This window comes from Streptomyces sp. NPDC088794, from assembly GCF_044750545.1.
Lineage (GTDB): Bacteria > Actinomycetota > Actinomycetes > Streptomycetales > Streptomycetaceae > Streptomyces.
Genome location: NZ_JBIVKB010000008.1, coordinates 1 through 22,355, shown reverse-complemented (window position 1 = coordinate 22,355; position 22,355 = coordinate 1). Strand labels below are relative to the sequence as shown.

23 protein-coding genes are annotated in these 22,355 nt (G+C 66.0%); 20 read left to right on the top strand and 3 right to left on the bottom strand.

The features are described 5' to 3' along the window. Positions 1-119: 119 nt before the first annotated feature. Entirely contained in the window at positions 120-2,840 is a 2,721-nt protein-coding gene (gene ppdK, locus ACIP6U_RS22785) for a pyruvate, phosphate dikinase (RefSeq protein WP_401720678.1), read from the top strand. A gap of 888 nt (positions 2,841-3,728) precedes the next feature. Next, positions 3,729-5,810: an ATP-binding protein gene (locus tag ACIP6U_RS22780; protein WP_401720675.1), complete on the top strand. Its 2,082-nt coding sequence runs from the start codon at positions 3,729-3,731 to the stop codon at positions 5,808-5,810. Positions 5,811-5,990: 180 nt separating this feature from the next. On the opposite strand, the gene ACIP6U_RS22775 is transcribed toward ACIP6U_RS22780, so the two are convergent. Then, positions 5,991-7,868, bottom strand: coding sequence for an ATP-binding protein (locus ACIP6U_RS22775; RefSeq protein ID WP_401720672.1), 1,878 nt, complete (start codon positions 7,866-7,868; stop codon positions 5,991-5,993). Positions 7,869-8,136: 268 nt separating this feature from the next. Between ACIP6U_RS22775 and ACIP6U_RS22770 the strand changes: the two genes are divergently transcribed. Continuing rightward, positions 8,137-8,604, top strand: coding sequence for a GntR family transcriptional regulator (locus ACIP6U_RS22770; protein WP_401720669.1), 468 nt, complete (start codon positions 8,137-8,139; stop codon positions 8,602-8,604). Continuing rightward, entirely contained in the window at positions 8,601-9,167 is a 567-nt protein-coding gene (locus ACIP6U_RS22765) for an HD domain-containing protein (RefSeq protein WP_401720667.1), read from the top strand. Before ACIP6U_RS22770 ends, ACIP6U_RS22765 begins: the two co-directional genes overlap by 4 nt. Here ACIP6U_RS22765 and ACIP6U_RS22760 read toward each other — a convergent pair. Both ACIP6U_RS22760 and ACIP6U_RS22755 read right to left on the bottom strand, forming a co-directional pair. Further along, a complete protein-coding gene (locus ACIP6U_RS22760; protein WP_401720664.1) occupies positions 9,155-9,628 on the bottom strand; it encodes an NUDIX domain-containing protein in 474 nt (157 codons plus the stop codon). The two genes, ACIP6U_RS22765 and ACIP6U_RS22760, sit on opposite strands and share 13 nt — an antisense overlap. Positions 9,629-9,630: 2 nt before the next feature. Continuing rightward, positions 9,631-10,389, bottom strand: a complete 759-nt coding sequence (locus tag ACIP6U_RS22755; protein WP_401720662.1) for a helix-turn-helix domain-containing protein — start codon at positions 10,387-10,389, stop codon at positions 9,631-9,633. A 487-nt stretch (positions 10,390-10,876) separates the two neighbouring features. Between ACIP6U_RS22755 and ACIP6U_RS22750 the strand changes: the two genes are divergently transcribed. The 16 genes from ACIP6U_RS22750 (at position 10,877) to xerC (ending at position 22,273) form a co-directional block, all read left to right on the top strand. Further along, entirely contained in the window at positions 10,877-11,047 is a 171-nt protein-coding gene (locus ACIP6U_RS22750) for a hypothetical protein (RefSeq protein ID WP_401720659.1), read from the top strand. Beyond that, positions 11,034-11,327 (top strand): hypothetical protein, encoded by a 294-nt coding sequence (locus tag ACIP6U_RS22745; protein ID WP_401720657.1) that lies wholly within the window; start codon positions 11,034-11,036, stop codon positions 11,325-11,327. The genes ACIP6U_RS22750 and ACIP6U_RS22745 overlap by 14 nt, the downstream gene beginning before the upstream one ends. 105 nt (positions 11,328-11,432) lie before the next feature. Beyond that, positions 11,433-11,723 carry a hypothetical protein gene (locus ACIP6U_RS22740; protein WP_401721484.1) on the top strand — a complete coding sequence of 97 codons (291 nt, stop codon included), beginning with the start codon at positions 11,433-11,435 and terminating at the stop codon, positions 11,721-11,723. Beyond that, on the top strand, positions 11,720-12,850 hold the full coding sequence (locus ACIP6U_RS22735) for a conjugal transfer protein (RefSeq protein ID WP_401720654.1): 1,131 nt from the start codon (positions 11,720-11,722) through the stop codon (positions 12,848-12,850). Before ACIP6U_RS22740 ends, ACIP6U_RS22735 begins: the two co-directional genes overlap by 4 nt. A 52-nt stretch (positions 12,851-12,902) precedes the next feature. Then, positions 12,903-13,244, top strand: a complete 342-nt coding sequence (locus ACIP6U_RS22730) for an RRQRL motif-containing zinc-binding protein (protein ID WP_328682977.1) — start codon at positions 12,903-12,905, stop codon at positions 13,242-13,244. A gap of 84 nt (positions 13,245-13,328) precedes the next feature. Continuing rightward, complete coding sequence (locus tag ACIP6U_RS22725; protein ID WP_401720651.1) at positions 13,329-15,554, top strand: cell division protein FtsK; 2,226 nt, start codon at positions 13,329-13,331, stop codon at positions 15,552-15,554. Positions 15,555-15,695: 141 nt separating this feature from the next. Next, entirely contained in the window at positions 15,696-15,947 is a 252-nt protein-coding gene (locus ACIP6U_RS22720; protein ID WP_401720649.1) for a hypothetical protein, read from the top strand. A gap of 21 nt (positions 15,948-15,968) precedes the next feature. Beyond that, complete coding sequence (locus tag ACIP6U_RS22715; RefSeq protein ID WP_401720646.1) at positions 15,969-16,223, top strand: hypothetical protein; 255 nt, start codon at positions 15,969-15,971, stop codon at positions 16,221-16,223. A gap of 14 nt (positions 16,224-16,237) precedes the next feature. After that, positions 16,238-16,426 carry a hypothetical protein gene (locus tag ACIP6U_RS22710; protein ID WP_401720644.1) on the top strand — a complete coding sequence of 63 codons (189 nt, stop codon included), beginning with the start codon at positions 16,238-16,240 and terminating at the stop codon, positions 16,424-16,426. A gap of 19 nt (positions 16,427-16,445) precedes the next feature. Further along, a complete protein-coding gene (locus ACIP6U_RS22705; protein WP_401720641.1) occupies positions 16,446-16,916 on the top strand; it encodes a hypothetical protein in 471 nt (156 codons plus the stop codon). A gap of 40 nt (positions 16,917-16,956) precedes the next feature. Next, positions 16,957-17,187, top strand: a complete 231-nt coding sequence (locus ACIP6U_RS22700; protein ID WP_401720640.1) for a hypothetical protein — start codon at positions 16,957-16,959, stop codon at positions 17,185-17,187. A 200-nt stretch (positions 17,188-17,387) separates the two neighbouring features. Next, positions 17,388-18,035 carry a DNA methylase gene (locus tag ACIP6U_RS22695; RefSeq protein WP_401720637.1) on the top strand — a complete coding sequence of 216 codons (648 nt, stop codon included), beginning with the start codon at positions 17,388-17,390 and terminating at the stop codon, positions 18,033-18,035. Then, positions 18,032-18,907: a bifunctional DNA primase/polymerase gene (locus ACIP6U_RS22690; RefSeq protein ID WP_401720635.1), complete on the top strand. Its 876-nt coding sequence runs from the start codon at positions 18,032-18,034 to the stop codon at positions 18,905-18,907. The genes ACIP6U_RS22695 and ACIP6U_RS22690 overlap by 4 nt, the downstream gene beginning before the upstream one ends. 310 nt (positions 18,908-19,217) lie before the next feature. Beyond that, positions 19,218-20,780: a YfjI family protein gene (locus ACIP6U_RS22685; protein ID WP_401720632.1), complete on the top strand. Its 1,563-nt coding sequence runs from the start codon at positions 19,218-19,220 to the stop codon at positions 20,778-20,780. 371 nt (positions 20,781-21,151) lie between these two features. Further along, positions 21,152-21,340 (top strand): helix-turn-helix domain-containing protein, encoded by a 189-nt coding sequence (locus ACIP6U_RS22680; RefSeq protein WP_401720631.1) that lies wholly within the window; start codon positions 21,152-21,154, stop codon positions 21,338-21,340. A 63-nt stretch (positions 21,341-21,403) separates the two neighbouring features. Further along, positions 21,404-22,273 carry a tyrosine recombinase XerC gene (gene xerC / locus ACIP6U_RS22675; RefSeq protein WP_401720628.1) on the top strand — a complete coding sequence of 290 codons (870 nt, stop codon included), beginning with the start codon at positions 21,404-21,406 and terminating at the stop codon, positions 22,271-22,273. Positions 22,274-22,355: the final 82 nt, after the last annotated feature.

The following is a 22,355-nucleotide window of genomic DNA, read 5'->3' as shown; positions in this document are numbered from 1 at the left end:
CGGTGGCGGACGACCGGTTACAGGCGCATGACGCGCAAGTGGACGTACCCAGGCGCCTTCGATCTGGGTAAGTTCCTGGCTGTCAGGGCAGCCACCCGCGTCCCGAGGAGTCGAGACCCGTGTCGGAAAACAAAGATCCCCACGTAGCGAAGTTCGTTTACGACTTCACCGAGGGAAACAAGGACCTCAAGGACCTGCTGGGTGGCAAGGGTGCGAACCTCGCCGAGATGACCAACCTCGGTCTCCCCGTTCCCCCCGGGTTCACCATCACGACGGACGCCTGCAAGGTCTACCTCGACAGCGGGGACGAGCCGGCGGCACTGCGTGACGAGGTGAGTGCGCACCTCGACGCCCTCGAAGCGCGGATGGGGAAGCGGCTCGGCCAGGCCGACGACCCGCTGCTGGTGTCGGTCCGGTCCGGGGCGAAGTTCTCCATGCCCGGCATGATGGACACCGTCCTGAACATCGGGCTCTCCGACAAGTCCGTGCAGGGCCTGGCCAAGCAGGCCGGCGACGACCGCTTCGCGTGGGACTCCTACCGCCGCCTCATCCAGATGTTCGGCAAGACCGTCCTCGGCGTCGACGGCGACCTCTTCGAGGAGGCGCTGGAGAAGGCCAAGGAGACCAAGAAGGTCGCGGTCGACACCGAGTTGGAGGCCGCGGACCTCAAGAAGCTGGTCACCTCCTTCAAGAAGATCGTCAAGAAGGAGGCGGGCCGGGACTTCCCGCAGGACCCGCGCGAGCAGATGGACCTCGCCATCCACGCGGTCTTCGACTCCTGGAACACCGACCGCGCCAAGCTCTACCGCCGCCAGGAGCGCATCCCCGGCGACCTCGGCACGGCGGTCAACGTCTGTTCGATGGTCTTCGGCAACCTGGGCCCCGACTCGGGCACGGGCGTCGCCTTCACCCGCGACCCCGCCAGCGGCCACCAGGGCGTCTACGGCGACTACCTCCAGAACGCGCAGGGCGAGGACGTCGTCGCGGGCATCCGCAACACCGTCCCGCTCGCGGAGCTGGAGGCGATCGACAAGACCTCGTACGACCAGCTGATGCAGATCATGAAGACGCTGGAGAACCACTACAAGGACCTCTGCGACATCGAGTTCACCATCGAGCGCGGGCAGTTGTGGATGCTCCAGACCCGCGTCGGCAAGCGCACGGCGGGCGCCGCCTTCCGGATCGCCACGCAACTCGTCGACCAGGGCCTGATCGACGAGACCGAGGCCCTCCAGCGCGTCACCGGCGCCCAGCTCGCCCAGCTGATGTTCCCGCGCTTCGACGAGCACGCGAAGGCCGCGCAGGTCGGCCGGGGCATCGCGGCCTCGCCGGGCGCGGCCGTCGGCAAGGCGGTCTTCGATTCGTATACGGCGGTCAAGTGGTCCCGCTCGGGCGAGAAGGTCATCCTGGTCCGCCGCGAGACCAACCCCGACGACCTCGACGGCATGATCGCGGCCGAGGGCATCCTCACTTCGCGCGGCGGCAAGACCTCCCACGCGGCCGTCGTCGCGCGCGGCATGGGCAAGACCTGTGTCTGCGGCGCGGAGGAGCTGGAGGTCGACACCAAGCGCCGTCGGATGACGGTGCCGGGTGGGCACGTGGTGGAGGAGGGCGACCTGATCTCGATCGACGGGTCGAGCGGCAAGGTCTACCTCGGTGAGGTGCCGGTGGTCCCGTCCCCGGTCGTGGAGTACTTCGAGGGGCGGATGCACGCCGGCGCCAACGACGCCGACGAGTTGGTCGAGGCGGTCCACCGGATCATGGCCTTCGCCGACCGCAAGCGTCGCCTCCGAGTCCGTGCGAACGCGGACAACGCCGAGGACGCCATGCGCGCCCGTCGCTTCGGGGCGCAGGGCATCGGACTGTGCCGTACCGAGCACATGTTCCTGGGCGACCGGCGCGAGCTGGTGGAGCGGCTGATCCTGGCCGACACGGACGAGGAGCGCGAGGAGTCCCTCAAGCAGCTTCTCCCGCTCCAGAAGCAGGACTTCGTCGAGCTCTTCTCCGCGATGGACGGACTCCCGGTGACGGTCCGGCTCCTGGACCCGCCGCTGCACGAATTCCTGCCGGACATCACGGAGTTGTCGGTGCGGGTGGCGTTGGCCGAGTCCCGCAAGGACCCGCACGAGAACGAACTGCGCCTGCTCCAGGCGGTCCACCGCCTGCACGAGCAGAACCCGATGCTGGGGCTGCGCGGTGTGCGTCTCGGGCTGGTCATCCCGGGTCTGTTCACCATGCAGGTCCGCGCGATCGCCGAGGCCGCCGCCGAGCGCAAGAACGCCAAGGGCGACCCGCGCGCCGAGGTCATGATCCCGCTCGTCGGCACCGTCCAGGAGCTGGAGATCGTCCGCGAGGAGGCCGACCAGGTCATCGCGGAGGTGGAGGCGGCGACGGGCACGGACCTGAAGCTGTCGATCGGCACGATGATCGAACTGCCGCGAGCGGCACTGACGGCGGGGCAGATCGCGGAGGCGGCGGAGTTCTTCTCCTTCGGTACGAACGACCTCACCCAGACGGTGTGGGGCTTCAGCCGCGACGACGTCGAGGCGAGCTTCTTCACGGCCTACCTGGAGAAGGGCATCTTCGGCGTCTCCCCCTTCGAGACGATCGACCGCGACGGTGTCGGCTCCCTGGTCAGGTCCGCCGTGGAGGCCGGCCGCGCCACCCGCCCCGACCTCAAGCTCGGCGTCTGCGGCGAACACGGCGGCGACCCCGAGTCCGTCCACTTCTTCCACGAGGTCGGCCTGGACTACGTCTCCTGCTCGCCGTTCCGGATCCCGGTGGCGCGGCTGGAGGCGGGACGGGCGGCGACGCAGTCGACGGGCAGTGATCACCGGTAGGCCGGAGGGCCACTGAACCCCGGAACCGCCACCTGTCCCCGACCCTCAACCGATGGGCGGCGGTTCCGGATCACGAAGGAGGGGCGGGACCCTGTGCGGGGGTGCCGCCCCTCCGTGCATCATCTGCGGAGACTGTCAAGCTACGGCGCTGACCAGGCAGAACGGCGTTTGCTGGCGTTGGCTTCCGGTGAGCCCGCGCGGCACCGTTGTGCCCTCTGAGTGCCCTCTGAGTGCGGCTAGGCCGTGTCATGCGCCGTGACGGATACCGAAGATGCGTAACTCGCTTTGCAGGATTGTCCGGGGTGGTCAGGGTACGGTCCGGTGGCGTGCATTCCCGTGCGGACGCTGTGTCGGCCGAGACGGAGTGAACGATTCTGGACGGCCGCGTACGGCGATGAACGAGACGGAAATTGAGACGGCCAACAAGGGGGGCTATGGATGGGTTGCGCCTGGTGACCGGCTTAGTGATTGGCCTTCTCCCGATGCCGTGTGACGCTCTCGGGGCGACCTGAATACATGCACGTTGGGCACCCCTCCCAACCGCTGTCCTCAGCCGCCTCGACGACGGAGACGTCCGAGCCAAACCCGTGGTGCGCAAGGAGGCGGGCCACGGAGTTGCCGTACCGAGTCCGCAAGAGCGCTGACTCTGCGATCTTGTCGTGCCCGGGACGGAAGTAGGCAGTGCGGCTCGTGCTCTGGCCGCAGCCGCACCAGCAACGCCCCGATGGCTGAGGTCCCGTCGAATCCTCGATGTTCGTCATGCGCTCACGTTAGGGGTCACCTGGTGCTCAGGTCCCAGGATTCTGCGCTGAGACAGGATGCCGGCCGGTGGTAGGTCCGGCCTTACGCCTACTACCAAGTGTTACGAGTAGTTGACAGGATGACGTCATGCGACGAGTACATCTGGAAGCGGCGGAAGATCACGTTGAGCGGCTGGCCAGGGAGCACGACCCGGTCGGGGCCGTCAAGGAACTTATCTGGAACGCCTTGGACGCGGACGCCCGACATGTGCGAGTCGTGATCGAGCGAACCGTATCTGAAAGCGTAGACAAGATCATCGTCACCGATGATGGAACGGGAATTACTCCTGAAGCTTGTTCAGCGACCTTTGACAAGATCGGTGGCTCTTGGAAAAAGGGTGCGCGCGTATCTCAGGAACTTGGAAGGCCGTTGCATGGGCAGGCGGGTCACGGGCGTCTACGGGCCTTCGCGTTGGGTGCGTACATTCGGTGGACGACGGTTGCCGATGGGATTGACGGACGTCAGAAGACGGTTATTACTGCCCACAATTCCTCTCGCAACGACTTTCAAATCAGTGATGCTCAATTGACGGCTGAAGAAAGGGGAACTGTAGTCGAGGCATGGGGGCGTCAATCTTCGGTACTAAATAAGCTTTTGGTAGATCGAGCGCGTACTCAACTCACGACCGAGTTTGCCCCGTACCTCGCCATGTATCCAGACGTAGAAATCGAGTTCGATGGTGAGCGGATCGACCCGCAAGCGGCTATCCAGAAAGAGACTTCTTACGACCTTGAATTTGATCACGATGGGCAGCAAGAAAACGCGGTCCTGCGTGTCATTGAGTGGGATATGCGGGTCGATCGTGAGCTACACCTATGTGACGCAGAAGGCGTAACCGTCGATATCACTGAAGTGCGGATACAGGCTCCGGGGTTCGATTTCACTGTCTACGTCCTGTGGCGTGGGATGCCTGACCATCCCGGTGAGTTCTTGTTGGGGGAGGCCTCGGACGGCCCGATCGCGTCACTGCTTTCCGTCACTCGCCAGAAGTTGCGGGATCATTTTAAATTGCGTGCGGTCGAGCGTCGTCACGAGATCGTCGACAAGTGGAAGGATGATGGTCTCTATCCGTACCACGAGGAGCCAGACACGGAAGCTGAGAAGGTTGAGCGAGAGACATTCGACATCATCGCGACAACGGTGCATCGTCACATGCCACGGCCGGCCAAGCATCAAAGGGCGACTCTAGCTCTGCTGCGGGAATCCGTGAAACATCAGCCCGGCCACGTGAATAAGATTCTGGGCGAAGTTTTCAGGCTTAGCTCAGACGACAAGTCTGAGTTGGACCGACTCCTCAATCGAACCAGCCTCTCAAGCATCATCAAGGCGTCGAGTAGTGTGGCCGATCGTCTGGACTTCCTCGCGGCCTTATCGCACATGGTTTTTGATTCTGAAGCGAGAAAGCTAGTCAAGGAACGGACGGAGTTGCACAAGATCCTGGAAAATGAGACCTGGATCTTCGGAGAGCATTACCAACTACTGGTGAGTGATCGATCGCTCGATCAGGTGCTTGGTCGACATCTGGATCTTCTAGGGAGGGAAGAGCGGACCCCGGAACCCGTTCGCAGGGAGGATGGGTCCGTTGGAATTGTCGACCTCATGCTTTCCAGAGCGCGTAAAGAGCACGACCGGCGGCAACATTTGGTCGTAGAACTCAAGGCTCCGAAGGTGAAGGTGACCGGCAAGGAGCTGGAACAGATCAAGAGCTACGCTCTTGCAGTCAGTGAAGACCCGCAGTTTGCCGACGTTCGCGTTGAGTGGGACTTCTGGCTAGTCACCTCGGAGATGAACAGAATGGTCCGGGCTGAAACTCGGCAGAAAGACAAGCCCCGTGGATGCGCGTGGGACCTGTCGGAAGGCGAGGCGTCGATCCGGGTTTGGGTAAAAACTTGGTCTGACCTTATCGAAGAGAGCAAAGGTCGTCTTCATTACTTCAGGGAGCACTTCGATCACGACCCTTCGGTTGAACAGGCCATGGATTATTTGAAGCACGTTCACGCGCAATACACCCCGGAGGCTCTCGTGGTGCCGCCACGTGAGGCGTTCGATGACATCGAAATCCCCGACAGTGTCCGGTCTATCAGAGAGGTTGCTCCCAACGGGGAGAAGGCTGGCGGGAGTGAATCCGCCCCTGCTATCGAAGGGGCGCCGGTGGGCGATGGGTCGTAATTGTGCATGCCTGGAAGTGTGCCTATTTCTCATCGGCCACCGTCGGGAGCACGCACAGCGTTTCGCATGTCCCTCTGTGGCCAACTGAGATGGACACCTGAAAGGGCGGCACCCCTGTGTGTGTGGGGGGGACACCCTTATACCTTGCCTGGTCACGCGGGTTGAGGCCGTGGCGGAAATTCAGACTTCGTCCTGATCTCCGAGGCGCCGCATCAGATCCTTTAGGGAGATGACGAAGACGGTGTGTTCCCCGCCCGTCTGTAGCCTCGCAAGGTGAGTGACGCCGTGGTACAGCCTGTCGGCTGCTCCTCCCGGCTCGGTAAACGTGATTTCGTCACCGCCGTACTTCCTGTCTTTGCCGATATCCCAGCAGACTAGAAACGTCATGTCCGTCCACCGCTTCACGCTCGCGACGACGTCCTCGATGACGCTGTCTCCCGTGTACTTGAACTCGGCGACGCCTTCCATCGCTCGAATGTCAAGGTCGTCCTCTCCGGGGTAGAGGCGACGGACAGTCCTATTCACACTCTCGGGGCTGTACTCGAAGTAGGAGTCATAGAAATCAAAGCCGCTGTAGAAAACGGGCTTGAGGTGACGGAATACACCCAATCCCGTCAATTCGCTGTACAGGGCGATCACGTCCTGCTCCGACGCAGGCTCGGTGCGGAGGCAAATTTCCCCGAAATTGGGAAGATATGCGGGCGACAGCGGATTCTCTCGACGCTTGTATGCCTTGATCTGCGGAGGCACGTAGCCTTCAGGAGTCGTCGTCCTGGACGCTGTTGGACGCAAGAATGGACGACTCTGTCGGGCGATTTCGTTCGATACGATCTCCTCTGTGAGCTCAAGGAAGTCGTGAACCTCGGGAGGGAAGTCCTTCCTGCCGAGGTCAGGTTCGATGCCTCGAAATGTGTAGAGGAGCCAGGTTCGGTCAACGTTAAAACCACGGTGGGTCAAAGTGATTTCACGTGACCACGAAGAAATCATCCCGTCTGTGCCGATGCGGAGAGCAGGGTAATGCAGTTGCCTGTTGCCCGGAATGCTCCAACTTTCTCCCAGATGCTCCCGATATTTGGCGCTGTAGGCGAAGAGAGTGTAGACGTGTACATCATGTTTATCTACGAATTCTTTAATCTCTTCGTTTGTGCTCAGCTGTTCGCTCGTTCGGTTTCCGATGAGCTCAATTAGCTCATTCCCGTTCATGCGCCAATAACATGCGTGATAGGCCCTCTTTTCTTTAGGGGACGGTTCTGAGTTTCGGTTCTTTCGTAGCCAGGCTCCGATGTCGAGGGTCTGGTATCCCTCTTGCAGGTCGTTGTGAGGGTGCCGGTAGGTTGGTGCGACATTGACCGTCTCTGTCTCGGAATGTGAGCGGTACTCAAGTGTCACTTTCAGATCGCGCTCTTTGGCGATACGTGGGGGCTCGATAATTCCAGCCGCTGTCTGGTTCCTGATTGCCGTGACTGCAAAGGCTGCGCTAGGAAATGCATGACGCAGGCTTCGAGGTTTACTCTGGGGGCCGAGTGCAATGGTGATGATTGTTCCAGTTTCCTGGAGTCGTCCATTTCCGGGGCCGATGTCTTCGAGCCTGCCTACTGGCGGCTCCATTTCTCCTTCGTCCTCGACCCACTTGCGGCCACCTTCCAGCCGCACGACGTAGTGTTCGTTCGCGGTTCGAGACTCAATTTCAAAAAAGTTGAACCCGTAGGCGAGGAAGGTAAGGCCTACTCCCTTGTGGCCCCTCACGAGCCCCTTGAGGAAAGCCGCTCGCTTGTTGCCTACGTCGGGGGCGAGGTACCTTTCCACATCGGCGCTCGACATTCCTCGCCCGTTGTCGCGGACCGAGATTCGGTTCTCATCCGTATCAAATACGATACGCACGTCTCCGATGGAACCGATGTCCGGTGCCGAGAGTACTTCGTCCACAGCATTCTGAATGGGCTCTGCGATGACATCTGCGGCATTGTGATAGCTGCGGATCACGTTGATCACACGCTGTTTCACCCAAGTCTGCGTGTCATTCGCGGTGAGAGTCGTGAGTGGTTGGATCTCGCGCACGGCTGGCTCCATCCCCGTCGTCATCGTGGAAGAACAGTTTATGGGGCGGGGTGTGCGTACGCCGGTGAACAGTGGTGTCCGTCAGTGCGCTGGCGAAGACCAGGCCAACGAGCGGTGTTGAACGCGACGAGAAGGAAGATGGACCGGAGCAGGGATCTTGCCTACTCAAGAGCTGCCCGAGGAGTCGGAAGATTCAGCCGTCTGGACACAGTCCGGCCGGAAGCTGGACATGGCAGGCTGGACCGTGACGACGGGAGAGGGAGGGTGAGTGTCGCAGGAAGTGAGCCCGCGCGGGACCTATCAGAAGATCGCGGATGCACTCAAGGCTCAGATCGATGCGGACCTGAGGATGGTGGAACTGCCGTCGGTCGCAGAGATCATGCAGGATCACGGGGTTTCGCGCGGCGTAGTGCTTCGGGCGTTCGCAGTGCTTCAGCAGGGTGGTTCTGCGGAGCCGGTTGCTGGTGGGCGGTGGCGGGCGGTCCGGGACGGAAGGCGAACCGACCGCCGGCCCCTCGCGGAACGGCTCACTGACGTTTTCGAGGATGACGGCCTTGACGTCGGGGCAACCTTCCCCAGCGCTTCCGCACTGTGCGAGAGGTTCGACGTCTCGCGTCCGACGGTGACTAAGGCGCTAGAGAAGCTGGAAGCTGCAGGGTGGCTGTCCGGAGGGGGGCAGGGCAAGGCACGGACCGTGCGGGCCCTGCCGAATCGAGAGGAGAGTTCCTCACTGTGACGGGACTGACGGAGTGGGCCTACCCGCTCGCCGAATCGCTGCTTGCCGACCCGTTGCCGCGTCGCTGGAAGCACTCGGTCGGAGTCGCCGAGCGCGCACGCACCATCGCGCCGATCCTCGGTGCGGACGCGGAACTGTTGGAGGCGACTGCGGTCCTGCACGACATCGGTTACGCACCAGACCTCGCCAAGACGGGGTTCCACCCGCTTGACGGGGCCCGCTACCTCCGGGATGTCGCGGACGCCGATGCCCGGGTCGTGCACCTTGTCGCCCACCACTCCTGTTCGTGGATGGAGGCGGACGCCCGGGGGCTGCGCGCGGAACTTGAGGGCGAGTTCCCGAGGGAGAGCGCTGAGCTCAACGACGCGCTCTGTTACTGCGACATGAACACGACTCCGGACGGGACGCCCACGAATCCCGTGGACCGCGTCAACGAGATCGCCGGTCGCTACGGGTCGGACAGCCTGATCGGTACGTTCATCCGTCGTGCCGAACCGGAGATCCTCGCGAGCACCTCGCGTGTGCTCGAACGCGTCGCCGCCGCAAAGCGTCAGCCGATGTAGGGAACCGGGCGGGTCCGGTCCATGGCGTGCTCGATCCGGAGACGCATCGTGGGGTGGACGTCCAACTTCGACAGGTCCGACGGGTCTACCCATCGGACCTGAGTCGTCTCGTTGCTCGTACGTACCTCGCCGCCGATCGGTCGCGCGCGGAAGCAGATGCTGAACTGCTGCCGGACCTCGCCGTCGTCGTACTGCATCACGTGGCCCGGGTCGGTGTAGATCCCGGACATGTCGACGACTTCCGCCTTGATGCCGGTCTCTTCCCAGACCTCGCGCACCACGGTGTCGCTGATGGATTCGCCAACGTCGTGCCCGCCACCGGGTAGTGCCCAACGTCCGTTGTCGGACCGCTGGATCATCAGCACTTGGGCCGTGTCGTTCTGCACGAACGCCACGACGGATGGCACCACCGAGTTAGCCGGCGGTGCGTCAGGGTCGTGCAAGTAGTCGATGCGTCCCATGCTCAAGCTCCCGTGAAGTCGTGTTCCGTCACCTGGCGCGCGCCTCCCCAGGTCTGTTCGATGCTATTCGCATAGGTGTCGAAGAGTCCGCCGCCGGGGAGTCGCCGCAGGTGCAGGACGGGAGCCATGTAGGCGCCGATGCCGTAGACATGGGTGTTCACCAACATCTCGTCATCCGACCGGAAGAGCGAGTTGTACAGCGTCGCGTCGTGCAACCGGAAGTGGATATCCGGATGGCTGGTGAAGAGCGGGCGGTAGTTCATCAAGGCATTTCGGATCTTGCCGCCCATGATCCGATGGCCTTCGTCTATCCCGCGCTGCTGAACTGCCGGGCAGTCAGGATCACCAAGCAGGACACGGATTTGAGCGGTCTCTTCAGCCTTCGCCTTGAGGAGATCGATGAACTGGGGATCTTCCGACAGCCATAGTCCCGCGTAGACCAGGATGTCCAGCCGCAGCCTTGCCCGTCCGTACATCTCGCGCCAGAGCCCTGCGGGCACCATGTGGCGGTGCGGATAGATGGTGACGATCTCCGCCTTGCTCATGTCCGCAGCGCTTTCGACGGCGCGGGAGTCGTCCCAAAGAGTCGTCACGTCGACCGCTAGGACTGATGCTGTCGCGTACTGGTGTCGCCGGTACGGGACCTTCCCCTGTGTGATCCAGCGCTCGACGGTCTTCGCGTTGACGTTGATGGCGTCGGCTAGATCCTGCACCGTCATGCCCTGCGCTAACAGGGCCGATCGCAAGCGCTCGTTGGACATCTGCACTCCTGGTGGGACGTCTAGGGACGTCTTGAAGGTACCTAGACGTCCTTGGGACGTCCACGTATGGGGTAACCAAGTCCCCTGACCTGGGGCGATTCTGATGGTGCGCCAAGAAGTCCCGGCGCAAAACCAAGAGGTTCCGTCGGTGCACTTGACGGACCCCTATGCAGTACCTGTAAAACAGGTACTGCAACGAACGTCCGGAGGAAAGCCCGAGAGGGTGAGTACGAAGGCAGCGTCTGTTCCTTGAAAACTCAACAGAGTGCTCTGAGATCGACGGGGCTTGACCCTGTCCCCGTGACGGCCGGGTGAGGTCCGTCGGCCCCGGTATCCAGCCGTGAGGGCGCGGAATCGACTTCCGCCCGGGGTTACTTGGCCCGCTGCGACGTGCGGCGTTGGCCTGATCTCCGGACGCGGCGGCACTCCCGGACAGGACAGCTCGCCGCGCTGGATCCCATATCCCGACTCACCCTTGGGAGTTTGCGTGATCGCAACGCTCATCGCCGTGTTCGGCACGCTCGCTGGCACCGTGGTCGCCGGGTTCATGCAGAACCTGACCACGGCTCGTACAACCCGCGAAGCGGCGGCCGAACGGCGTCGCGAGGCACTGGCCTGCGATCCCGGCGCTACTGGCCGCGATCGTGCGCCACCGTGAACAGCAGTACTTGAAGATCGAGGCTCGCCGCGAGGGTCGCGGCGATAGCCCCGGAGAGCGGCAGGCTCGCTACGCGGCTCGTTCCGCCGTCACCAGCGCCATGGACGCGCTCCACATGGTCACACGGGACACCGAACTGATCGCCGTCGCGCAAGAGGCCGTGGACGCGGCGATGGAGCTCGGGGACGTCTCCGTAGACGAGTTGAGCGCGGCGGGCCTGCACGCCCGGAAGGCGCACACCGCGCTGCGGGTTGCCGGCGCTCGGCACGTCTACCCCTGATCATCCCTCGCACCTCGTCACTTCGCGGGGCGGTCGCACTCCCGGACAGGACAGCTGACCGCCCGCGCTCTTCCCGACGTATCCAAGGAGAGATCCACCATGCGTATGCGCACTTTCGTCGCTGGCCAGGAGGCTTACGGCGACCTGGAGTTCGTGGAATTGGCGCTCGGTATCGACGTCGACCTGTTCCGGGGTCCGCTGGAGTTCGAGACGGACGGCGAGCGGGCCGCACGTGAGGACGCGGCTCGTGACGTGCTCGCCGACCTGTGTGCGGAGGCGGAGGCCGGTGACGAGATCGCCGGTTGGGACGCTCTGTACGCGGACGCGCTGACCCGCACGGTGCCGTTCCTGCGTTCTGTTCGCGGCTTCCGCTCGGGGACGGGGGAAGCGGCATGAGTGAGACCCGCACGCCTCTGACGAAGGTTCAGATCGGTGTTCTGACGGCCGCGTTCGTGCCGATGCTCGCCACGGGCGTGGTCGGCGGGATCGGTACGTACAGCAACATCGGGCACGCCTACGGCACGGGAACCGCGCTCGGCGCGCTCGGTGCCGGTGAGGGTGCCACGGCCGTACTCGCCTTGGTCCTGCTGGGCTTGACCATGCTGGGTCAGGCCTCGCCGCGCGTCGTACGGGCGGGGCTGTGGGCGCTGCCGGCCGCCGCCGCTGTCATGGGCGCCATGGCCGCTCCGGACCTGGGCCGCACCGTCATCTACGCGCTGACCCCGATGGGTATGTCCGTGTCGGCGGAGGGCATGGCGTTCCTCGCCCGCCGGATCGTCGTCCACACCGACGGTCGCGACGCGGAGAACGAGCGGCGCACCGCCGACATCGTCCAGGCCCTCGCCTACCACCGCGCCCGCGCCGCACACCACCCGAGCGACCGGATCAAGAAGTGGTCGGAGCGCAAGTCGTGGCGACTGGCCCGCAAGGTCGGGGTCGGGGACGCGGCACTTGGATCGAGGCTGCTGAATGTCCAGCGCGACCGGATCACCGACGGCGCGGACGCGGCACTCGCGTCGATGTTCGGCGGCACGGCCCCCGCCCTCGCCCCGGGTTCTGACATGGACACAAATACGGAGGAATTGACCGGAAGTAGTCGAGAACGGTCTACCTCTGACCTGCGTGGATCGAGTACCCCCACGGTCGTTGTGACGCGGCTCGTGCTGCCCGACCCCGCGCCGGTCGACCTCGGCAAGTCGGGTGTGGGCACGAAGCCGATGCCCGCCGTCGTTCCGGCGGTCAGGCCGATCCCGATCGCCCCGACGCCCTCCCGCCCGGTCCAGGCAGCGACGACCGCACCGCGTCGAGCGACGGGCCGCGTTCCGGTCGCCGCCAAGGCGCCCCGCACTCGCCGCACCCCGGAACAGCTCATGGCGGAAGCACGTAAGGCGACGGCCGGATGGACGGACGCTCAGGTGACCGGTGAGGGCATCCGACGGGCCCTGCACACCTCACCCGCCAACGCTCGCATGCTGCGTGACGCCGTGCTCGCCGAACGCGCCACCGGGGCAGTGACGCCGTGAGCGCCTTCGCCGGGGCCCTCTCGGGTTGCGGTCCGAGACGGTGCGGCGCGGCATGAGCACGCTGCCGGTCTTCCGGTGGCACCTCGCCCCGGACGGCTACGCCACCCGCCGCCAACTGAGGGCCCGCGACCTGCGCCCCGGCGGACAGGACGTCGCCGCCCAGCTTGAACGCCCCCGGCGACGGGGCCGCCCGCCGCTTGTCGCCTACCTGTACCGCGTCGACCTCGCCAAACCGGTCCGGCCGATGACGGCGGGCCGGTGGCGGGCCCATGCCGCGATGATGCGCGCCCGCCGCACCTGCCCCGAGTGCCACCGGGACGCCGGATACGTCATCCCGCCCACCCTCGGAACATGCGTGACCTGCGCCTATCCCGAGGAACAGCGCGCCGCTTGAACCACCTCACATCCCGGGTCCGGCCGCCCGACCTTCCACAGCAAGCCGGCCGGACCCTTCGACTCCCGAAGGAGTAGGTACATCGTGACCGAGACCACCACCTTCACGCCCCCCGGGGACCCCGAGGGCACCGAATCGCCGACGGCCGCCGTGCTGCCGTTCCCGCTGTCGAAGAAGACCGACCCCGTCGCATCGGCCGGCGAGGGTGTGGTGAAGCCGGGGGAGTGGGAGGCCGAACTCCCCGACACCGACGACCCGGAGGCCGACGGCCTGAGCGAGGGCGTGCCGGTTGACCCGCCGCGCGAGGTCTACCCGCCCTCGGTCGCGGAATGGATGGAGGCCAGGGACAAGGCCCGTCTGCCGGTCCTGCCGGACTGGGTCAAGCTCCCCGACCAGCGCACGGCCGTCCGCAAGTGGGCGATCCGCCACTACTCCTCCGTGGCCGGCTACCACGCGGTCCGCCTGCCGCTGGTCTACACACCGAAGATCTGCATGTACTCGCCGCGCGGCGCATGGCGTTGGTCGACCGCTGTCGGCCGGTGGGTGTCGGATGCGGAGGGCAAGTCGCTGCGTCTGGCGTCGGTGGTCAACGAGGATGCGGCGGAGTATCTGAAGCTGTCGCGGCAGCGCAACGACCGCGTCCGGCTGCGGGGGATCGTGGCGACGGTCGCCGGTTTCGTCGGGCTCGCCGCCGCGCTGACCTTGTACGTGATGGCGCCGTCGTGGCTGCTCATGCTGGCCGTGGCAACGCTGGCCACCACCCTGGGTGTGGTGGGGGCGCCGGCGGATCGGCCGCTCATCGATATGGCCAAGGTGACCTTCCGCAAGCGCAAACTGTCCTCCGACATCGTCATCCGCGCGCACGAGGTGGCGGGGCTGACGGAGAAGGATCAGTCCATCGCGTTCCCGAGGCCGATCGGCCGGGACGGGGACGGTTGGCGCGTGGTGGTGGATCTGCCCTACGGCAAGCACTTCCAAGACGCGCTCAAGGCCCATGGCCGACTCGCGTCCGGTCTGGACATCGCCCCCACCCAACTGTTCCTGGACAAGGACGAGACCAGCAACCGGCGTATCTCGTACTGGATCGCCGACCGTGACCCGCTCGCCGTGCCGTCGGGCAAGTCGCCGCTGTTGGGCGCGACTCGGGTGGACTTCTGGAAGCCGTTCCCGTGGGGCGTGGACGAGCGCGGCAACGCGGTCATGGCCACCATGCTGTGGCTGTCGCTGCTGGTCGGCGCCGTGCCGCGTCAGGGCAAGACGTTCTCAGCCCGCACGATCGCCCTTGCTGCCGCGCTGGACCCATACGTGCGGCTGTACGTGTTCGACGGGAAGGCGTCGCCGGACTGGCGCAAGTTCGCGCTGGTCGCCCACCGCATCGGGTTCGGCATCGTGCCCAAGAACGGCATCGACCCGGTAGGGCATCTGCTGACCGCGCTGCGGGAGTTGAAGGCGGACGTCGAAGACCGCTACCACCGGCTGTCCGAACTGCCGCTGCACATCTGCCCGGAGGGCAAGCTGACCCCGGAGATCAGCCGGGATCCGAAGCTGAACATGCCCCTGACTCTGTTCGTGGTGGATGAGGTGCAGGAGTACCTGACCCACCCCGAGCACGGCAAAGAGATCCTGTCTCTGATGGTCTACCTCGCCCGGGTCGCCCCTGCGGTCGGTGTGTCGGTGCTGACGGCGACGCAGAAGCCGGACGACAAGGCCTGCCCCTCTGAGCTGCGTGACCAGCATCAGGGCCGGTTCGCGCTGCGGGTGGGCGCCTATCAGGTCTCCGATGTCATCCTTGGCGCGGGCTCCTACAGCGAGGGCTTGGACGCGTCCAAGCTGCTGAAGTCCCACAAGGGCGTTGGTCTGCTCAAGGGCATGTCGGACGATGCCGGGATCGTGCGGACCTACCTCGCCGACGGCCGCGACGCCGAACGCATCCTGACCCGGGCCGCCGCGCTGCGCGAGGCGGAAGGCACGCTGTCGGGCGACGCGGTCGGCGAGGCCCCGGCCCCGGAGACGTCCGCGACGATCCTCGACGACGTCGCCCAGGTGCTGGGCAAGGGCGAGGTCAAGGTGTGGTCCGAAACGATCGTGGACCGGCTCGCCGACCTGCGACCGGACGTCTACGGCCCGTGGGCGGAGCTGGAGCCCAAGCCCAAGGCGGAAGCACTCACCGCCGCACTCAAGCCGTACGGCGTTGCGACCGACCAGATCAGCCGGCGCATCGACGGCAAGCAGGTCAACAAGCGCGGCATCAAGCGCGATGACATCGCCGCCGCGATTACGCAGCGCAACCAATCGAGGGATGCCGGATAGGTCTCACAGCCTGCTACCGGTAGCGGCACACGTCGCTACCGGTAGCAACCCTGCTAGCGACCCAAAGCGCCCCTGATCAGGCCACTAGCAGATAGCGGCCGACCTGCGGAAACCCCTCAAACACCCTCTGAGAGGCCCCTGATGAGCCTTGCAGTGCTCGCTACCGCCTTCCTCTTCACCGTCACTCTCGGTTATGTAGTCAAGTGCTGGCTGAGCCCGTTCGGCAACTGCCGCACGTGCGACGGCATGGGCCACGGCTTCAAGACCGACCGCAAGGGCAAGACCCGGCGCGGCCGTGACTGCCGCCGCTGCCAGGCCACCGGCAAGCGCATACGTGTCGGCCGCTGGATCTACAACCGCGCCGCGCGCACCTACCGCGCCGGCGCCCGCTGACCACCCCCAGGGAACCCCGCCATGCGCAAGTTCCTGCCCGGCGCGGTCGCGGCCGTGGCACTCGTCATGACTTTGTCCGCGTGCGGCCCGCAGTACCCGCCGGGCCCGGCCGGCACGGTCACCGACCGCAGCGCCGCCTACTTCAAATCCGGCGGCTGGCGCTACCGCCTCACCGTCACCACCCCCGACGGCCACCGCGACACCTTCCGCGTCACCCGCCACGACTACGAACACTGCTTCCACCGATCCGCCTACCCCACCTGCACTCACCGCTGACCCGGGAGAACCACATGGTCCTCACCATCCCGCTCGTACTGCTCCTCGCCGTCGTCGTCGCTCTGTTGCTGCGTTTCAGGGCCGTCGGTGCCGGCGCGGCCGTCGTCGTCACCCTGTTCGGCTTCTACCTCGCCGGCACCGACACAGGCGACACCGTCAACCAACTCGTCACCGCCGTCACCGGCGCCCTCGCCGGACGCTGACCGAAGGGAGGCCAGCACCGTGAACGAGCCCACCACCTACGGCAGTTCGGCCGCGTACGAGACGGCCGCCGTCCAAGTCCACACCCCCACGCCGATCGTCCCCGCCCACACCGCCCCGCTCATGCCGGTGCAGCCGGGCACCATCCCGGCCGTGGCGAGCATCGTCCTTCCCGACGGCCGCGTCGTCACCGGCTACGCCCTGACGCCCATGCAGCCCGACCCGGTCACCACCGTCAAGCCGGCCGTCTCCCGCGCGGCCGTGAACACCGCGCTCGGGGGTGTCGGGTTCCTCGCCGTGTGCGGCGGGTTGCTCTTGCTCACCTCGTTCATCGCCGCACTGGCCGCGTTCATCCACCAACTGATCATCCTGGCGGCCGTCATCTTCGGGGGATGGGTTGCCGTGCAGGTTTTCAGCGCGAGCGACCACCGGGGCGGAACCACGGTCAACATCCACAAGGCCGTCATCAAGCGGAACAAGTTCTACGGCTGACAACAGCAACGAACCGCCCTTCTGACCCGACGGGAGTCTTATGCCCTACCGCGACAACGACCCCATCTCTGACGGCCCGCTGAGCAACGCCCCGTTCGGCTACTCGCCGGACTCCTCGCAGCGCGTGGCCCTATACGCCGAACTCGCCAACGCGGGCGTCGAACTGGGCACCTACGACCGGCGAATCGTCGACTGGATCGCCGGATGGGATTACCCCACCGTGGCCACCATCGCGAGCCTGATCCGCCGCGCCGGCCGCGCCCCGCAGTAGCTACGCCCGAGGGCGGCGGCTCCCGGACAAGGACAACCCGCCGCCCCCGGTCTCCCTATCCCGACGTTGCAGAACAGGAGACCTACAGCATGACCCAACTGCACGTATTCAGCGAGAGCTTCTCTTCCCCTGCCACTCGAACGGGGCGCGTGCCCCGGCCGCGCCTGCTGGATCTCTTCTCGTGTGCCGGTGCTGCCGGAATGGGCTACCACCGCGCCGGTTTCGACGTGGACGGATGCGACATCGCCGACCGCGCCAACTACCCCTTCCCGTACCACCACGGCGACGCCCTCGCCTATCTCGCCGACCTGATCGCGTCGGGCGAGATCCGGCGGTACGCGTTCGTCCACGCCTCCCCGCCGTGCCAGGACAAGTGCGCCCTGACCGTGGGCACCAACCGCTCGCGAGGTTGGGGCGGCACCCACGAAGATCTCGTCGCCCCCACCCGCGAACTCCTCGACAAGACGGGCCTGCCGTACGCGATCGAGCAGCCCAACGGCCGCGCGAAGATCCGCAAAGACCTCACCCTGTGCGGCGAGATGTTCGGGCTCGGAGTCATTCGGCACCGCAACTTCGAGTTGGGCGGCTGGACCGCCGTTCGCCCGGCGCACGTCCCGCACCGGGGCCGCGTGCGCGGCTGCCGTCACGGCAAGTGGTACGACGGCCCCTACGTTGCCGCGTACGGCAACGGTGGTGGCAAGCCGTCCGTCTCGGAACTTCAGGCCGCGATGGGTATCACGTGGACCGACGTCCGCGAGGAGCTGACGGAGGCCATCCCGCCCGCCTACGCCGAGTGGATCGGCCGTGCGTTCCTCGCGGACGTGGCGATGACGGAGGCGGCCGCATGAGCGTGACGCCGGAACCCCTGAGTGTCGCCCTCGCCCTCGCGGCGGCCGGCGTCCCGGTCCTGCCCCTACGGGGCAAGGTTCCGTTCGGCAACTGCCGTCCCTGCAACGGGAACGCGTGCGGCGGACGGCCCACCATGAAAGCGGCCGGCCCCTGCCGGTGCCCCGCACCGTGCCACGCGTGGGCCGCCGCCACCACGGACCCACAGGTCCTCACCTCGCCCATGTGGGCGGCGGTATGGCGTGAGGCTTCTACGGTCGCCTACCACCCCGGCGGGGCGGGGCTGACGGTGGTCGACCTGGACAACGCGGCGGCCGTCGCGTGGGCTCGCGAGACGCTGCCCGCCACCCGCACGGTACCGACGACACGGGGCGAACACTGGCTCTACCTCGGCGCCATGCCGTCGGCCAACGCGGTCCGGTCGGGTGTCGACGTCAAGTCCCTGATGCAGTACGCCCGTTGGCTCGGTCCCGGGACCGGCCGCATGGCCGTTCTCCCGGCGGCCGTGCGCGCCCTGGTGGTGAAGGAAGACACCATCCCCGCCCGGGGGGAGGTGGTCTCTTCTCCTCCCGGGCGCGCCCCGTGGTCGCGGGAGGTGGCCACCGGGTGCCGCCACACCGAGCGCTACGTCCGTACCGGCTTGGAACGCGGCCTCGCCCTGGTACGGGCCCGGACCGAATCCGGCGCCGGATCACAGGCGTTCGGGGTCGCCCGGTTCCTCGCCGCACAACACGCCGCCTGCCCCGGCCCGTGCGGGCTCGCGGCCATCGGCGAGGAGATCGTCACGGCTGCCTTCTCCGTGGGCGTCCCGGAGCCCTACGCGCGCCGCGCGGTCACCAACGGCCTTGAGGCGGCTGTGGAGCGCGCGGCATGAACAAAGCACTACGAACCCCCATGAAAGGCCGTCAGGGCGCCGTACAGGGCCCGCCACGGCCGTCCGGGGGCGAACCGAAGGACGTCGCCCGCAAGGGCGTCCTTTCTGCCGTTGGTTCTGACCCGCAGACGGTCACCGTCTCCGGCATCACTCCGGGGCTTCGCATTCAGTGCGAGGGCGTACCGGTCGCCGACTGGCTCTGTGTCTGTGGGCAGCACGAACGCGCCCGGGGCCGTGCCGCCGTCATCAGGTTCACCGCCCGCGTCCGCGCCGGGACTTGTCCCCACACCATCGAAGGGAGGGCCGTCGCATGACTCCACAGCCTGTGGACAGCCCCGACCTGTGGGCCGGACTGCCCACCCTGCAAGACCCGCACGGCGAGGACGACACGGCACTGGACGTGTGGGAAGACCCCATTCCCCTCACCGGCCGCCGCGACCGACCCGCCTTTCCCGTCCACGTTCTCCCTGTCTGGCTGGGGGAGTTCGTGGCGGCCGTCGCGGAAGAGACGCAGACCCCGGCAGACCTCGCCGGATCCATCGCCCTCGCCGTGCTCGCCACGGCCGCCGGCGGCCGGTCGGTGGTCCACGTGCGCGGCAATTGGCGCGAGCCCACCAACCTCTTCACCGTGGTCGCGCTCCCGCCCGCCAACCGCAAGTCCGCCGTCTTCGCGCTGCTGACCAACCCCCTGTACGAGGCTGAGAAACAGCTCAAGGCGGCGATGAAGCCTGTGATCGTGGAAGCGGAGTTGACGGCGAGGCTCGCCAAGGAGGCGGCGGATAAGGCCGTCGCCAAGGCCGCGTCCGCCGACGGCGACAAGCGCGACGACATGGTGAAGACCGCTGTCGGCCTCGCGCAGACCGCCGACACGCTGAGCGTTCCTGCCGAACCGGTGCTGTTGGCGGACGACTCGACACCCGAGACGGTCACCTCACTCATGGCCGAACAGGGCGGCCGGCTGTCGGTGATGAGCGCGGAGGGCGGCATCTTCGACATCATCGCCGGCCGCTACTCCGGGGCCCCCAACATGGAAGTCTTCCTCAAGGGGCATGCCGGGGACCGGTTGCGGGTGAACCGGCAGACCCGCCGCGAGTACATCGACGCCCCCGCGCTGACCATCGGCCTCGCTGTGCAGCCGGACGTGTTGCGGGACATCGGGAAGGTGAAGGGGTTCGAGGGGCGCGGACTGCTGGCTCGCTTCCTGTACTCCCTGCCGATCTCTACGGTCGGTGACCGCGAGATCATCACCGACCCGGTCCCGGAAGAGACGGCCGGCGCCTACACCGCCCGGGTCATCGACCTCGCCCTGTCCCTGGCGGAGTGGACCGACCCGGCCGTCATCCAGCTCACCCCGGAAGCGGACGCGGCTCTGATCGCCTATCAGAAGCGCATCGAACCCCAGCTCAAGGCACGCGGCGGGAAGCTGGGCCACATCTCGAATTGGGCCGGGAAGCTGGCCGGGGCGACCGCCCGTATGGCCGCGTTGCTGCACCTCGCCGAACACGGCGGCAACGGCTACGCGCACCCGGTCACCGACGCCACCATGAACGCGGCCATCGAGCTGGGCGAGTACTACACCGCCCATGCCCTCGCCGTGTTCGACGTCATGGGCGCCGACCCGGTCCTGTCCCGCGCCCGCAGCGTGCTGGAAGCACTGAGGGACAACGGATGGGAGGACGTCAGCCGACGGGACGTCTTCACCGTCCTGTCCCGCAGTGAGGTCCCCACCGTCGCCGACCTGGAACCCGCCCTCGCGCTGCTGGAAGACCACGGATACCTGCGGTCCTACCAGCCCGAGAAGACCGGCAAGCGCGGACGGCCCCCGGCGCCCCGCCTGTTGGCCCACCCCGGGCTACGCCACGGCGGTCGGTGACCCCGGCCGCGCCCTCAACCCCTCCCGCACAAACCGCAAAATCCGCAGAAAAGCCGGGACACTCCGCTGACCTGCAACGCGACCCACGCCCCACCTTGGCCGGAGGCCCGTCGCACAATCCCGCGATATTCCGCAAAAAACCGAGCGCCACCCCACCCCCCGGGGCCGGCCGCCGGCGGTCCCTGATTTTTGCGGAATATCGCGGGTTTCTGCGGAGCACCCCACGTCACCACCCGCACTCCGCATCACCGCAGGTCAACGCCTACTCCCGGCTTTTCTGCGGATTTTGCGGTTTGTGCGGCGGCACCTGCCCATGAACTCAGCTTCGCGGCGACGACTGCGCAAGCGTCGCTTGCCACTGGAAGGACGTCATGAAGAAGTACCTGACGACTGCGGAAGTCGCTGAGCGCTACCGCACCTCGCCCTCAACCATCCGCTACTGGCGCTACGCCGAAACCGGTCCGCAGTGCTTCATACGGCGCGGTCGGCACGTGCTGTACGACGCCCAAGCGCTCGACAAGTACGACGCCGACGAGATTGGAGGGCGACGCGCCGCATGACCCGAAACAGCAACGCCCCTCGCCTCAGCGCCGACTCGGCTTGCTCTGGGGGGAGGGGCACCGATGGCTGAGGTGTACGACCGTTGGCACCTCTCCCGACCGCCGGCCGATGCTAAGCCGTGCGAGGTGCATAGCAGCAAGACCCAGACGCTCTACTGCAGTACCGATCACGGCATGGGGAAGCGCTGGCAGGTGCGCTACCGGGACCTGTCAGGTAAGCAGTGCAAGGAGAACTTCGAGAAGAAGGCTGCCGCGGACTCTCGTGCCGCCAAGGTGACGACTGAACTTGACGACGGCACCTTCGTGAACAGGGAGTTGGGAAAGCAGAAGTTCAGGGCCATCGCTGAACGTTGGCAAGAGACGGCCGTACACCGCGAGCGGACCGAGACGAACGTCGAGCGGGCCCTACGGCTGCACATCTACCCCACATTCGGGAATCGCGAGATCGGCCGCATTCAGCGGGCTGACGGGATGAGGTGGATCAAAGAGCGGTCGGCGGTCATCGCTCCGTCGACCTTTGCGACGCCCTGGAACGTCTGCACCAGCATCCTGAAGATGGCTCACCAAGAGGGGATCATTCCGAAGTACCCGTGGGCGGGGCTGAAACCGCCGGAGGTCTTCTACCCGGAGATCCACCCGCTTCATCCGGAGGCGGTGAAGGCGCTCATCGTGACCGCGTCTTCGAGATACCGCGCCCTGGTGAGGCAAGCCGCATCGACTGGTCTACGGCAAGGTGAGTTGTTTGGACTGGAGGACGGAGACCCTGCCGAGACCGTGACGGTCAAACAGCAGTTGAACGGCCCCGACAGGGGGGTGCCGTACCTCGGGGAACCGAAGACCAGACAGAGCTATCGCTCTGTTCCTCAAGGACGTTCAGTCGTGGCCGAGATCGCACGGCACCGCCAGGAGTTCCCGCCCCAGGTTGCGTCCTGAGAAGTGGTGTACGGGTTCGACCTGATCCGGGGGTTTGCTCCGGCATCCGGATCGTGCCCGCATAGATGAACGGCCACCGGCT

Coding starts and splice junctions, on each gene's coding strand:
- ACIP6U_RS22700 (WP_401720640.1), top strand. CDS start 16,957: ATGCCCTACCGCGACAACGACCCCATCTCTGACGGCCCGCTGAGCAAC.
- ACIP6U_RS22740 (WP_401721484.1), top strand. CDS start 11,433: ATGCGCACTTTCGTCGCTGGCCAGGAGGCTTACGGCGACCTGGAGTTC.
- ACIP6U_RS22755 (WP_401720662.1), bottom strand. CDS start 10,389: ATGTCCAACGAGCGCTTGCGATCGGCCCTGTTAGCGCAGGGCATGACG.
- ACIP6U_RS22760 (WP_401720664.1), bottom strand. CDS start 9,628: ATGGGACGCATCGACTACTTGCACGACCCTGACGCACCGCCGGCTAAC.
- ACIP6U_RS22680 (WP_401720631.1), top strand. CDS start 21,152: ATGAAGAAGTACCTGACGACTGCGGAAGTCGCTGAGCGCTACCGCACC.
- ACIP6U_RS22695 (WP_401720637.1), top strand. CDS start 17,388: ATGGGCTACCACCGCGCCGGTTTCGACGTGGACGGATGCGACATCGCC.
- ACIP6U_RS22690 (WP_401720635.1), top strand. CDS start 18,032: ATGAGCGTGACGCCGGAACCCCTGAGTGTCGCCCTCGCCCTCGCGGCG.
- ACIP6U_RS22715 (WP_401720646.1), top strand. CDS start 15,969: ATGCGCAAGTTCCTGCCCGGCGCGGTCGCGGCCGTGGCACTCGTCATG.
- ACIP6U_RS22685 (WP_401720632.1), top strand. CDS start 19,218: ATGACTCCACAGCCTGTGGACAGCCCCGACCTGTGGGCCGGACTGCCC.
- ACIP6U_RS22730 (WP_328682977.1), top strand. CDS start 12,903: ATGAGCACGCTGCCGGTCTTCCGGTGGCACCTCGCCCCGGACGGCTAC.
- ACIP6U_RS22780 (WP_401720675.1), top strand. CDS start 3,729: ATGCGACGAGTACATCTGGAAGCGGCGGAAGATCACGTTGAGCGGCTG.
- ACIP6U_RS22720 (WP_401720649.1), top strand. CDS start 15,696: ATGAGCCTTGCAGTGCTCGCTACCGCCTTCCTCTTCACCGTCACTCTC.
- ACIP6U_RS22735 (WP_401720654.1), top strand. CDS start 11,720: ATGAGTGAGACCCGCACGCCTCTGACGAAGGTTCAGATCGGTGTTCTG.
- xerC (WP_401720628.1), top strand. CDS start 21,404: ATGGCTGAGGTGTACGACCGTTGGCACCTCTCCCGACCGCCGGCCGAT.
- ACIP6U_RS22710 (WP_401720644.1), top strand. CDS start 16,238: ATGGTCCTCACCATCCCGCTCGTACTGCTCCTCGCCGTCGTCGTCGCT.